10 protein-coding genes are annotated in these 14,266 nt (G+C 38.7%); all 10 read right to left on the bottom strand.

Going from position 1 to position 14,266, the window contains the following annotated elements:
* Nucleotides 1-18: 18 nt before the first annotated feature.
* The gene (polA, locus tag V0410_RS20685) at nt 19-2,853 is read right to left on the bottom strand and encodes a DNA polymerase I (protein ID WP_330745456.1); all 2,835 of its coding nucleotides are present in this window, start codon (nt 2,851-2,853) and stop codon (nt 19-21) included.
* Between the two features lie 261 nt (nt 2,854-3,114).
* Entirely contained in the window at nt 3,115-3,528 is a 414-nt protein-coding gene (gene tssD / locus V0410_RS20680; RefSeq protein WP_062675327.1) for a type VI secretion system tube protein TssD, read from the bottom strand.
* Between the two features lie 366 nt (nt 3,529-3,894).
* Nucleotides 3,895-4,308, bottom strand: a complete 414-nt coding sequence (gene tssD, locus V0410_RS20675; protein ID WP_053328223.1) for a type VI secretion system tube protein TssD — start codon at nt 4,306-4,308, stop codon at nt 3,895-3,897.
* Nucleotides 4,309-4,580: 272 nt separating this feature from the next.
* Nucleotides 4,581-5,498, bottom strand: coding sequence for an ankyrin repeat domain-containing protein (locus V0410_RS20670; RefSeq protein WP_330745455.1), 918 nt, complete (start codon nt 5,496-5,498; stop codon nt 4,581-4,583).
* Nucleotide 5,499: 1 nt separating this feature from the next.
* Nucleotides 5,500-6,750: a PAAR-like protein gene (locus V0410_RS20665; protein WP_330745454.1), complete on the bottom strand. Its 1,251-nt coding sequence runs from the start codon at nt 6,748-6,750 to the stop codon at nt 5,500-5,502.
* A gap of 17 nt (nt 6,751-6,767) precedes the next feature.
* Nucleotides 6,768-7,625: a hypothetical protein gene (locus tag V0410_RS20660; protein WP_330745453.1), complete on the bottom strand. Its 858-nt coding sequence runs from the start codon at nt 7,623-7,625 to the stop codon at nt 6,768-6,770.
* Between the two features lie 32 nt (nt 7,626-7,657).
* Nucleotides 7,658-9,844 carry a type VI secretion system Vgr family protein gene (locus V0410_RS20655; protein WP_330745452.1) on the bottom strand — a complete coding sequence of 729 codons (2,187 nt, stop codon included), beginning with the start codon at nt 9,842-9,844 and terminating at the stop codon, nt 7,658-7,660.
* 193 nt (nt 9,845-10,037) lie between these two features.
* Nucleotides 10,038-10,451 carry a type VI secretion system tube protein TssD gene (gene tssD / locus V0410_RS20650; RefSeq protein ID WP_062675331.1) on the bottom strand — a complete coding sequence of 138 codons (414 nt, stop codon included), beginning with the start codon at nt 10,449-10,451 and terminating at the stop codon, nt 10,038-10,040.
* A gap of 343 nt (nt 10,452-10,794) precedes the next feature.
* Complete coding sequence (locus V0410_RS20645) at nt 10,795-11,658, bottom strand: lytic transglycosylase domain-containing protein (protein ID WP_330745451.1); 864 nt, start codon at nt 11,656-11,658, stop codon at nt 10,795-10,797.
* Nucleotides 11,659-11,719: 61 nt separating this feature from the next.
* Nucleotides 11,720-14,218: an ATP-dependent Clp protease ATP-binding subunit gene (locus tag V0410_RS20640; protein WP_330745450.1), complete on the bottom strand. Its 2,499-nt coding sequence runs from the start codon at nt 14,216-14,218 to the stop codon at nt 11,720-11,722.
* Nucleotides 14,219-14,266 lie beyond the last annotated feature (48 nt).

Raw genomic sequence — 14,266 nt, 5'->3', positions numbered from 1 at the left:
TACGATTTACAGTATTGATTAATGTGCTTCCAGCCAGTTATCTCCTACTCCAATCTCTACCAATAAAGGAACCTGTGTTTTCAGGGCACTTTCCATTTCAGTTTTGATCAGTTTTGAAGCGGCATCAATCTCGTCTATCGGAGATTCAAACACAAGTTCATCATGTACCTGTAGAAGCATTTTTGTTGTAAGCTGCTGCTCTTCAAGCTCTCTGGCAATTTTGATCATGGCAATTTTAACAATATCGGCAGCACTTCCCTGAACCGGTGCGTTTACCGCATTTCTTTCTGCATGACCTCTTACCACGAAATTGTTGGAATTGATATCTTTCAGATGGCGCTTTCTTCCCAATATGGTTTCCACATATCCCACCTGGCGTGCTTTGCTCACCTGCTCAGCCATGTACTCCTTCAGTTTCGGATATGTTTCGAAATATGCCTCGATCATTTGTTTGGCTTCTGTACGGGACAATCCGGTTTGTTCTGCCAAAGCAAAAGCTCCTTGTCCGTAGATAATTCCAAAGTTTACAGTTTTAGCCTGGCTTCTCTGGGTTTTGGATACCTCAGCCAAAGGAATTTTAAAGAGTTTTGCCGCTGTGGAAGCGTGGATATCTTCTCCATCCTGGAAGGCTTTGATCATATTATCTTCTCCTGAAATTTCAGCAATTAAACGAAGTTCAATCTGTGAATAATCGGCAGAAATAATCTTCTTTCCTTCTCCGGAAACAAAAGCTCCACGGATCTGCTGTCCTCTCACCGTTCGGATCGGAATATTCTGAAGGTTGGGGTTTACACTCGCCAAACGGCCTGTAGCTGCTGTAGTCTGTGAGAAGTTGGTGTGTACTCGGTTATCTTTTTTCTCGATCTGTGAAGGCAGAGCGTCTACATAGGTTGATTTTAATTTCTGATATGTTCTGTATTCCAGGATGTGTTTGATGATTTCATGTTTTGAATTCAGCTTCTGAAGCACATCTTCTGATGTTGCATATTGCCCTGTTTTTGTTTTCTTCGCTTTTGGATCGAGCTGTAATTTTTCAAACAGAATCTCTCCCAGCTGCTTCGGTGAATTCATATTGAATTCTTCTCCTGAAAGTTCAAAAATCTTTGTTTCAAGCTGTTTCAGATCATTCTCAAGGTCAACACTTTCCTGCGCCAGCCATTTTTCATCCAGAGAAATTCCTGCAAGTTCCATTTTTGCCAGTACTTCCATCAGAGGCATTTCAATGGTAAAGAAAAGCTCTTCCAGGTTCTCCTTTTTCAGCTGTGGTGCGAATAGCTCATACAACTGGAAAGTTACATCTGCATCTTCTGCTGCATAATCTGTTTGTGTTCTCAGATCAGCATCTCTGAAATTCCCCTGTTTTTTTCCTTTTTTTCCGATAATGGTTTCAATGGATACCGGTTTATAGTTCAGGTATACTTCTGAGAGATAATCCATCCCGTGTCTTCCGTCCGGGTTCAGGAGGTAATGGGCAATCATGGTATCAAACATGGCGCCTTTCACGGTGATGTCGTATTGTTTTAAAACTTTGTAATCAAATTTAAGGTTGTGCGCTACTTTCAGCAGGTCTTCTTTTTCGAAAAACGGTCTGAAAATCTCCAGGGTCTGCAACACTTCTTCTCTGTTTTCAGAGAGAGGAATGTAGTAGGCAAGTCCTTTTTTATAAGAGAAGCTCATTCCTACCAGTTCTGCTTCCAGTTCGTTTAATGATGTCGTTTCCGTATCGAAACACACCACTTTCTGCTGCAGCAGGTTGTCAACCAGCTTTTTCTGAGCTTTTGGATTATTAATAAACTGATACAGATGATCATTATTCTCAATCGTTGACTTTGTAGAAGTAGCCTGTTCCAGTTCCTCAAAATTGGCAAAAAGGTCAAGCTGCATCACCTGCCCTTTTACTTCAGTTCCGGCCGGAGTCTGCTTTACCTCTACTTCACTTACAACCACTGTTTCTACAGCTGCAGGAGCGAAAGCCCTGTAAAGGTTTTCGTATAGTCTTCTGAATTCTATTTCGTCAAAGACCTCTTTTACTTTTTCAAAATCCGGAGTTTCCAGGTCATATTGTTCCTGATGGAATTCTACAGGAGCATCACAGATGATGGTTGCCAGTTTTTTAGACATAATACCACGTTCTGCGGAAGCTTCTACTTTTTCTTTCAGTTTTCCTTTCAGTTTATCCGTATTGGCTAATAAATTTTCAATGCTGCCGAATTCTTTCAGGAATTTCATGGCAGTTTTCTCTCCTACTCCTTCCAATCCAGGAATATTATCTACGGCATCTCCCATCATGGCAAGGAAATCAATCACCTGCTTAGGATCATCAATCTCATATTTTGCCTTTACTTCTTCTACTCCTAAAATTTCAATGTCGCCGCCTTTTAAACCTGGCTTATAAATTTTAATTTTATCCGTAACCAGCTGTGCAAAATCTTTATCAGGTGTCACCATGAAGGTGGTGTATCCTTCTTTTTCGGCTTTGCATGCAATAGTTCCAATGACATCATCGGCTTCATATCCTTCCACCCCAAGAATCGGGATGTGCATTGCTTCCAGAATTTTGTGGATATATGGAATCGCAATTTTGATTGCTTCGGGAGTTTCGCTTCTGTTGGCTTTATATTCTGAGAAATCATCAGTTCTTACACTGGCCTGTCCAACATCAAAAACTACTGCCAGGTGTGTTGGTTTTTCTCTTCTGATCAATTCGATGAGAGAATTGGTAAAACCGAAGATGGCAGAAGTATCCAGACCTTTGCTGGTGAGTCTCGGATTCCTGATTAATGCGTAATATCCTCTGAAAATCATCGCATAAGCATCGATGAGAAACAGCCTTTTATCTTGTGTTGCGTCCATATTTTGAATAATGAACAAATATAAGAAAATAGGAGTAAAAGTTGATAGTTTGAGGAAGGGTTTCGGGTATCGGGATGCGAAGTTCGGGGTTGTGGGGTCTCGGGATAGGGAGAATACTTATTAGCAATAAGAGTTTGAGAAATTGTTTTATTTCATCTTATTTCTAAGTTCTCCTTATTTATTGCTTTTGGTTCTCTTTATGCAAAACAAAACAGCATACCCTAAGGCATACTGTTTCTTTTTTTATTTAAGTTTATGGGATTATTTACCTGAAGAAGGCCATAGTCCTGCGTACTGAGAAGTACCGTAGTCAATGGTTTCAGCACTTACCACGAAGCTGATCAGCATACTGTTGCTGTCTACTGCATCGAAATCTACTTCGTGCTGGATTACGTATCCGTTCTCCCATTTCAAAGTGATCAGTGTTCCTTCTTCGTGAGATTTGTTGAAAGTGATCTCTCCTACTGTCGGCTTGTATTTACCGTTCAGTAAGCTTTCAAGGATGTCTGATTTTTCAGTAGCTTCTACTGTCACCTTGATTAATGCATTGGAAGGATCTGATGCTACACGTCCTGAAACGTCTGTAGATCTTGATACGCTGTAGTTCATTTTTAACAGTTTCTGTCCTTCTCCGTTGTTGAATTTTAAGATTCCTCTTGAGTTTCTTTCTGCCATGATTGTAAATTTTAATCGTTAGTAATAAATTGTAATTCAATAATTATATAACAAAGATAAAGCCCCTGATTTTGAAAAAAAAGCAATTGAAAGGAAATCTGAAAAAGTGTAGTAATTGTACGATTTGATGTCGTAGTTCTACGATTTATTGTCGTAATTCTACGACATTAGATTTAAAAACGAAAGATAAACACCTTATAACAAATATAGTAAGGAGAGAAACAGAAAATTCATTATTACACCTTCAAGAGATTTATTATTTTGATATGATTTTAAAAATTCTGATCCTGCTAAATAAAAAACAGAACAGCGTCTCTTGTCCGCTGTTCTGTACCAATTTTATTTTTACTAAGATGATGAATAGGCTTATTTGCCTGCTGAAGGCCATAGTCCTGCGTACTGGGAAGTACCGTAGTCGATGGTTTCAGCACTTACCACGAAGCTGATCAGCATGCTGTTGCTGTCAATAGCATCGAAGTCTACTTCGTGCTGGATAACGTATCCGTTTTCCCATTTCAAAGTGATCAGTGTTCCTTCTTCGTGAGATTTGTTGAAAGTAATCTCTCCTACTGTCGGTTTGTATTTACCGTTCAGTAAGCTTTCAAGGATGTCTGATTTTTCAGTAGCTTCTACTGTAACCTTGATTAATGCGTTGGAAGGATCTGATGCTACACGTCCTGAAACGTCTGTAGATCTTGATACGCTGTAGTTCATTTTTAACAGCTTTTGTCCTTCTCCGTTGTTGAATTTTAAGATTCCTCTTGAATTTCTTTCGGCCATGATTGTAAATTTTAATCGTTAATATTGTTATTCAGTGATTGTGTTAGCAAATATAGAAGCTCTATACGGCTTAAAAAAAAATTTAAATACAAATCTGAAAAAGTGTAGTAATTCTACGATTTCTTGTCGTAATTCTACGACAATGGATTTATATATTAAATCAAAACACTGGTTATAAATACGTTACATAAAAATAAGGAAAACTTTGAAATTAAAATATTTCCCCCATCAAAGACAAAAAATCGTCCGGAATAATCATGTTATGAACACTGTCATTTTCCTTTAACTCTGTTTAAATCTTCCTGATAAAGATTTTCACCGTAATTTTTTTTGAAATTCACGGATAGCTTGTCTTTAGAACTTAAAGATTCATACTGTCTTATTCTAAGTTTTGCTTCTTCTATTGTGTCTTTCTTATACGGGAACGCTACATTATATTGATCAACCAGTTGTTTTTTAATTCCGAATAATTTTTGATAATAAGGAGAGTCTGGCAGATTACGGTCACTTTTCTGCTTTTCCTTATACTGAATATACTCTGCCATTGGGCAAAGGTCTGTTCCTTTTATTTTAGGCAACCCTCCTTTGGACAGAAAGTATTCTGCCATATCCAGATCATCCCTGGCGGCACTTTCCATAATGTTGTTTCCGTTATAAGAAACATTATTGATGTCAGCGCCGTTCTGAAGTAAGTAATCAATCATTTTCTTTTCGGTACTTTCCTCACCTCCAAGGGTCATTGCATCAGATAACGGGGAATTCCCTACAGCCGGGTTAGGACTGGCTTTATATTTGAAAAGTAATTGCAGCATTTCGTAATTATTAAGTGCTACAGCATGATTCAAAGGAGACTCAAAACCTTCATGAGGTACTATAATATTGGGATCAGCTCCCAGCTCTAAAAGCTTTTCCATGGCTTTCAAATCTTCAATAATAGAAGCATACATCAGTAAGGTATACCCTGTGTTCTCCTGTAATTTATTGATATCAATATTTTTTTCCTTAATAATTTCTTCCATGCCTTTCAGATCTCCATCAAACATTTTCTGGGCAGCTGATAAACCGTCTCCTGTAAACATTCTTGAAGGAGGATATTGATTTCTATTTTCGTTTTTACGCGACCTAAGATTAAAATCTGAACAGGAAAAAAGTGTCATGATAGAAAGTATTATTAAAATAAATGGTTTCATATTATATATTATTAGCTACAACATCAGTATTTATAGTGGCCAGCATCGCCTGAAACGCATCATTATATGCGCTATGTCCGCTTCCAATGGTTTTTAGGCCAAGCCCTTCATTATCCTCAATGTACCCGAAGATTTCATTCTGTTCTCCAAGCGCTCTCGGAACACCTCCTGTAAGACCTCCGAAAATTGCAATTTTATTGAGCCCCGGAATTCTGGATAAAGCTAATGTAGAGAGCAGACCTTCCCTGTTATTTTGCAGCCCGTTAAGAATATCATTACTTGTACTGTAATTGATAATTCCGGAAGTTGATTTTACGGCTCCTTTTTTATCAAGATAATCAAGTGTATTGCCATGTACTCCTCTTGCATTGAAGGTATATCCCGGAAGTCCTGTGTAATAGGAAGCCATGGCACTGTTTCCTCCTCCTAATGAATGTCCGGTAAATTTCACTTTTCCTCCGGTCGCATTATCCATTTTTTCAGCAAGCATTCTCGTTTTTTCTATCTGAGGCGTTGCGAAACCAAGCGCCTGTCCTCCATCTTCGATGAACCAGTCATGATAAAACTGCATTCCTTTAGGTTCTGATCCCCTGAATGCCACAAAATAATCTCCTGTTTCTTTATTATAATATAAAGAGGAAAAGAAACCGTTATCTTTATTGGTATTGAAATCTTTGCTGGTTAACACGCCCGGACCAAACAGCTTGTCCAGCTCAGCCTGATCATCTGTATTGATTCGCGTGTACCCATCAATACTTGTATTATTCCCGTTATTATCTTCGTAAGAATCCTGGGCCATTCTACTGGCAATAGAGGCTTCCTGCAGCTGGGCAACAGGTAAATGAAAGGTGATTTTACCTCCTATGAAACAGTGTAGACTGGAATTTTGCAACAGAGGTTTTTTATTTTCAATTTTCACTTTTGGATGGGTATTTTGCCAGTCGCTTCCCTTGCATAAAAATGAACAGATATTGAGGCAGTCATCTATGAGGGCACTTCCTGCCCAGGCTGCTGCCGCTAAAACAAAAAGTCCACCGGAGAAAGCTGCCGCTACTGCTACCCCTGCTAATGCTCCTGCCATCATCATTTCAGGACAGATAAAATTGTCTTTAAAACGGTCCTTTTCCGTGGCCATCAGCTTAGCTCCTTTTTTCAATTTTACGGAAGACTGAGAACTGACTCCAATTCCTATAAGTCTTCGGCCTTTACTACAAGTAAGCGGAGTATCCTGTGCGATATATAATTGACTCATAGTGATCGTATTAATTGTTATTTTTCACTTAACCTTATATGGTACCTGCATACATAGATCATCTTTTCATTCAGTTCTTCTTTCACATGAAATATGACCTCTGATAGTACAGAATCTTTATTATAAATATACTCTCCCTCGATGGCATACTTATATTCCAAAGCATTTCCGAGCGTTCTCTGATATTTATCTTTATAAATACTTTCAAAGCGAGACTGATTTCCTTTACTTTTTCCATCCAGTTTCACAGTGAAGCCTCCTTCTTTATTTTTTAAAATTTTATACGAGGAACTATATTCAAGTTCTTCTCCCGGGAAAAGGGTTGACAAAGCTGTTCTTACAGGAATTTCATCTGTAAAACTTCCCCCGCTGAATGCCGGTAAAGGATAAAACATGATCTGATACAAAAAGTTTTGTCTGATATTACGATCTATATTGTTAAATTCTTTATCATAGATCTGAATAAATACCTTATAACTTTCTTTTACCAGCTCAAAAAAATGCAGATCCTTCTTTATCTCTTCCCACCTGCTTACAATTTCATTTTTATTGGTTACTTCGTGGATACTTTTATCTGTATTTAAAGATAATTCAACAACCTCAGTCGCTTTATTTATTTTTTCAAGAATTTCATAAAATGGCTGCATCTGCCCGTCTGCCTGAATATATCGCTGGGTAGAAGACTGTATGGTAATATGATTATATTCTCCCGGTATTACTACCCAGTCTTCTTCTATTTCCGTCTGGTTGGCTTTTCCTGTTCCTAAAGTAAGATAGGATTTTATATTGATATTATATTCTCTTTTTTTATACCAGGCATATTTGAATCCTGCCAGCTGGTCATTTTTTTCAACTTTATTCGGTTCCAAAGTCATGTTTTAATACGTTTTAGAATATATTCGCGACATCAGTTGATATCAACATTACTTCCGGTAATAAATATATCTCCTGTAGCATTCATTGAAGTGACTGCTTTACTGTGAATACTCAGGTTATCCTGTGTTACCAGTAATGCATTTTTTAATGAATTCAAATCCAGCATTCCTTCTTTTGCAGAGATAGTAATCCCTTCTTTAGTGATTGTGATACTGTTTTCACCAACTCTTAATTCAATTTTTGTTTTTCCTTCCAGAGCAATATTTCCGGCTGCGTCCATTGTCAGGACTGAATTGGCTGCCTCGCCTTCTTTTCCTCCGACATTAATAGAATTTGTACTGCCGGCATTTACCGTATTATTATTTCCTACGTTAACCGTTTTATTGTTATTGGCATTAGTCTGGGCATTTCCTGCCCCGTCAAACTTCATATTAGCCCCGCCCTGATCCGTCAGAAATACAGAGCCTTCACCATCATTTAATTCTAATTTATTTCCACTTCTGCTGCTCAGACTTTTGATATTGTTACCGGCTCCGCCACCGCCACCTATTCCCCCATGGAACATTCCTCCCATCACAAACGGACGGTCCGGGTGCTGATGTACAAAATTGACAATAACCTGGTCTCCCACTTCCGGAACAGCCATAAATCCTCTGTTCTTACTTACTTTATCACTACTTCCTGCATCCGGGGTCATTACGCGGACAAATTCAGTAGTATCAGGTCCGCTTTGCCAATCGAACTGCACACGTACTCTTCCCTGATTTAAAGGATCTGTATTTGAAATTACTTTTCCAAACTGGGCTTCTGCTTTGGGCATCTGAAATTCGGGACGAGGAATAAATCCTGTATCTGCTGCAATTGCTTCAAATTTGCCATCATAATAGCCTCTGGCATCCACTTCGTGAGAAACTTCAATAATCATCAGTTTTGTAAAATAAGAGGTTTCATTACTCTCTGTTTTACGCATTTCGATATCTGCGATACATCCCGGATATAAGAAAGGAACTGTTGTAGTTCCCGAAGTAACGAAAACTTCTGCAGCCTTGCTTCCTGCGGTTCCCTTCTGGGAAGCATTAATATCCATAAAGGAAGATGCTTTAATAGGCGCCACTCTCAAAGAAGGAGTGGTAAAAGTTTTTTCTGATATTTCGTAAGCACGTCTTGCAATATCTGAAGTATGATTAATTTTTGAACTGCCAGCTGTCAGCTTCTCATTTTTACTGCTGTTATAACCATAAAAAGTAGGACTTACATGCTGGGCTTTCATTTTGATGGCTATATCACTTACACTGCTTCCGTAAGTAAGCCTGACAGGTTTCTCCTGTGGCGGCAGCTTTCCGAAGTGCAGAACTTCTCCATCATAATAAAACTGCTCTCCATACGCTTCTGCCATTCTTGCGAGATAATTATAATGGGTTTCTTCATACTGTGAGCTATACGATATATTTCCATGCTGAGCATCTACTCTGAAATCAAATTTATGCTGTCCCAGCCCTTCTTTAATTACCTGATCAGCAATACTGTTCAAACTTACAGGCTGGCTTCCTCCAAAGCTTTGAATATGAGGGGCTGCATCCAGAAGTACAGTTGGACTGTAGCCTTTGATGATAATATTTCCAAGGCTTCCTTTCTCCTGGCTGAAGCCTACTTCTGTAACCACTCCTACAAAATTACGTTCGGCTCCTTTCTCAATATCTTTATATTTGAAAACAACTGTGATTCTTTTTCCTAAAAACTTCTGAGCTTCTTCCAGATTGTGATTTTCCGGTTTACCCAAAGTGTCATGGGCCAGCATCAGACTGAACTCATGGTGCCTGGTAGCACTCTGTACCAGCTTAAAATGCTTGAAATGATTAATAATCTCACCTTCTATGATTACATCAAGCTTGATAACCCGGTTGATTCCTGCTATATAGCTCTGAGAAATCGCTTCTGCATTATGTATTTTTGAAGTAGGCTGTTTGGCCCATACTTTTGTCTCAACAACGGAAGGGTCGTTAGAAACCAGCGTTTGATTCAGAAACTTTCCTGTTTCCTGTGCTGAGTTTAAATGCTGTGCCGCTTCTGCTGTCTTTTTTATTTTATTCCCTGCCTGGTTTACCTTTTCCTCTGCTTTCGTAACCGCATTTTCCTGCGCAGTTTTTTTTATCGTCTCTGTATCCTGGCTGATAGATTGCTGAGAATTCTTTACTGTAATTTTATCATCTTGAAACATAGTGTTACGTGTTTTTAAGTTAATAAATGTTGAATTGATGCTGTAGGTATCATTACAGGCTTTGCAAATTCCAGATATTGATTTCCGTAAGTGATACTTATCTGAAACTTATTGTAAAGCAGAAAACAGAACAGCAAACTTTTACAAGGGCTGTTCTGTACCAATTTTATTTTTACTAAGATGATGAATAGGCTTATTTACCTGCTGAAGGCCATAGTCCTGCGTACTGGGAAGTACCGTAGTCGATGGTTTCAGCGCTGATTACGAAGCTGATCAGCATGCTGTTGCTGTCGATAGCGTCGAAGTCTACTTCGTGCTGGATTACGTATCCGTTTTCCCATTTCAAAGTGATCAGTGTTCCTTCTTCGTGAGATTTGTTGAAAGTAATCTCTCCTACGGTCGGTTTGTATTTACCGTTCAGTAAGCTTTCAAGGATGTCTGATTTTTCAGTAGCTTCTACTGTAACTTTGATCAATGCGTTGGAAGGATCTGATGCTACACGTCCTGAAACGTCTGTAGATCTTGATACGCTGTAGTTCATTTTTAACAGCTTTTGTCCTTCTCCGTTGTTGAATTTTAAGATTCCTCTTGAATTTCTTTCGGCCATGATTGTAAATTTTAATCGTTAATATTTTGTGATTCGGTGATTGTGTTAGCAAATATAGAGGCTCTTTTCCGCTAAACAAAGCTTTTGAATGGAAATCTGAAAATTTGTAGTAATTCTACGATTTCTTGTCGTAATTCTACGACATTGGATTTAAAAAACCTACCACAAACCTTATTAACAAAGGATTTTAACTCATTAAAAACAAGCATGGAAAATCAACAATTTTCCACATCATTGAGAAATATTAAGATTATATTAATAAAACATTGGCGTATTTTTAACAGATTATACCATAAAAAAAGCAATCAGTTTTGATGATTGCTTTTTATTTCATTGGTATATTTTACTGCTGAATTTTTCCTCCTTCTTTTAGGGAGCGAACCAATATTTTATTTTTTCTTAGCAGAAAGTCCGGCATCAGATCCATCGGAAGATAGAAGGGGCTTTCTCCTTTTTTCTGAAGCTCTTCCATAATTCCGGGATTCCAGGCAAGAATTTTATCCACTTCTACATTCAGTTCAGCGGCAACTACGTTCAGGTTGAATCCTGCATTGATCTCCGTTTCTGAAAGCGCTGCAGCAGTCTCTTTCCGGTCTCCCTGGAAGAAAATCTTATTGATTCTTGCAGAGTTATAATTATTCAGTACACTCTGAAGTTCTCCTGTTGCATAGCATGCATTAAGATATTTCTTTACATGATTAATGGTTTCTCCCGGAAGGTATTTATAAAATTCATGGTATTGGGTAGAACCTGCAGCTTCCATCGCTTTGGCAATATTTCCTTCTCCGCAGTTGTAAGCAGCGACTACTGTCACCCAGTTATTGTACTTTTTATAAAGATTACTCAGTGAAATAGCAGCTGTTTTGGTACTTTTATAAATATCGGTACGTCCCTGCTCAGTAAGTCCGTATTGGTTGGCATGGGCTGTCATAAACTGCCAGATCCCTACTGCTCCGGCTCCTGAGGTAATATTTCTGTCAAAATGGGACTCAATCAGGGCCAGGTTTCGCAAATGTTTGGGAAGGCCTTTCTGAAGGAGTAACTGTTCAATAAATTCTACAAGATCTTTATTGGCATTAATGATACCCTTATATTTTTTCACACTGCTTTCCGAGGTGTCGGAAGCAGCAAGAAACTGTCCGTTGATCATAATCACGGATCCTAATAATAGAAAACCTGTAAAGATATTTCTGACAATTGTTTTCATTTTAATTTTATTTATAGGCAAAAGGGTAAAAGCTGGCTGCAAATACCCCTTTGCTTTATACTTAATCTACTTTCCAGCTTAGTTTTTCCTCGTCTTTATTCCAGTCTACATGAATCGTCTGGCCGGATTTTACTTCTTCTCTCACAATCATTTTAGAGATCGGTCTTGCAAGCTGTGCACGGATGACTCCAGAGATCTGTCTTGCTCCATATTTGCTGCTGAATCCTCCTAATGCAAGGTTTTTAACCGCTTCATCAGTAATTTTTAAAGCAATTCCCAATCTTGTTAATGAAGTATGAAGTGACTTCAGCTGAATGTTAAAAATTCTTTCTGCAATAGATTCCGTGATCGGTGCAAAAGGAATGATCTCTGTAATTCTTGCCAGAAACTCAGGTCTGAATCGTCCGGAGTTTGACATAATCTGCATCAGTGAAGATGATTCCGGAATTTTTCCTTCTTCAAACTGTTTTACAATCTCTTCACTTCCGATATTGGAGGTAAACAGGATCAGCGCATTGCTGAAATCTCCTTCTTTACCTAATTTATCATGAACTTTTCCTTCATCCATAATCTGAAGGAATACATCAAAAACGGAATGGTGAGCTTTTTCAATCTCGTCAAATAACACAACGGTATAAGGCTGTTGTCTGATTTTATTTACCAGCATACCACCCTCTTCGTATCCTACATATCCCGGAGGCGCTCCGTATAGCAAAGCTGCGGAATGCTCTTCTTTAAATTCTGACATATCAAAGCGTACCATGGCTTTCTCATCATTGAACAGTAATTCTGCCATTGATTTTGCCAGCTCTGTTTTACCGGTTCCGGTAGGTCCAAGAAGGAAGAAGGATCCGATAGGCTGTCCCGGTTTGTTCAATCCGCTTCGGTTTTCAACAATAGCATCGGAAAGGATTTTCAATGCATGGTCCTGTCCTACGACTCTGTTCAACAGAAGAGATTCCATATTCAGGAGTTTTTCTTTTTCCTGAGCCTGGATTTTCCCGATTGGGATATTGGTTTTGGCAGCCATTACAGCAGCAAGCTCCAATCTGTCAACTTTTTCTCTTTTTTTGGCGGCATGCTGTAAAAGTTCTGCGTAAGTATCTTCAATAATCTTCTGGATCTGATCTACCGGCATAGAGTTGTCGATGGACGGCTGCTCACTCAGTGATCCCCAGAGAATCGGGCTTATTTTGTCTCTCAGCAGGTTGTAAGTCCAGATCAGTTCATCCGCTTTATCTTTGCTGTCGGCATATTCTTCTGTTAAAATCGCATCATAACTTTCTTTCCAGCTTTCAAGTTCTTTTTCGGAAAGTTCATCAAGCATTTTGATGGCTGCCATTGTTCTGTCTAATAAGTCAATAGCGGCATCCGGTAATTTTTTACCTTTGGCATATCTTTTTGCCAGACGTACACATTCGGGAAGGGCTGTTTTTTCCACTTCAATACCATGGTGTTTTTTGTAGCCTTCCAATAGGACATCAATCATTTTGACACAGGTTTTCTCATCCGGTTCAAGAACGGTTAACACTTCAAAACGACGGTTGAAAGCCTGTTCCGGCTCTATAATTTTTCTGTATTCTTCCTGCGTTGTAGCTCCGATTACGGTAATTTCACCTCTCGCAAGTTCAGGCTTAAGGAGATTGGCAACGTTTCCGATGCTTCCTTTCGGATCTAAAAGGGTGTGGATTTCATCAATAAAGAGAATGGCTTTTTCAATTTTCTTACATTCATTGATTACTTTTTTCAGGCGGTCTTCAATTTCACCTTTATAAGAAGTTCCTGCTAATAATGCTCCGGTGTCCAGTTCTAAAAGGGTACCGTTTTTAAGCATTTCAGGAACATTTCCTTTAATAATTTCTGTAGCAAAACCTTCTACCAAAGCTGTTTTTCCTACTCCCGGCTCTCCGATGATGATCACATTCGGTTTGCTTCTTCGGCAAAGGATTTCCACCAGCATTCTGAGTTCTTTGTCCCTGCCGATGATATTTTCGATTTCTCCTTTTCTCGCCTGCGCCGTTCTGTCTACACAATAGCTTTTAATGGAAGGAAAGGAAGAGTCTGAATAATCTGCTGAACCATTTGAAAATAATGATGAAAAATCTCCATCTTCTGAAACAGTAAACGGAGTATCTTTTCTGTACAGATTGAAGATCTCATGTTCTCTCAACTGAAGTGATTTTAACTGCTGAAGAGAAAATACAACCTGTGGTTTTACAATGGCTGTCAGGATGCAGATAGGAGTAATCTCATCCAGTCCTAGTTTTAAACGGATATCATCAGCCTCTTCAATAAGGGTATCTACCGCTTCATCCTGTCCTACTTCATCCGGAAGATGGCTGGTTTTCGGATATTCTTCGATACGGACATCTGCCCATTCATAGAAATAACCCGGATCTTTATCTATACTTTTCAGAAATTCATTAAGGCCGATATCTTTATGCATTAAAGCCTGCAGAATATGCGGGCCTCCATAAGTTCCATTATAGTTTTCCTTCGCTATCGACTGAGCAATGTGAAATAGTTGCTTTACTGTTTCGTTGGTTACTAGTACTCCCATTTATAATTTTCTTATATTAATATATTTGCGTTCTGTTTATTATGCAGA

The sequence above is a fragment of the Chryseobacterium sp. CP-77 genome (assembly GCF_036362765.1).
GTDB classification, from domain to species: domain Bacteria; phylum Bacteroidota; class Bacteroidia; order Flavobacteriales; family Weeksellaceae; genus Chryseobacterium; species Chryseobacterium cupriresistens.
Note: the sequence above shows the minus strand (reverse complement) of the source record. Positions and strands in the feature narration are given on the sequence as shown.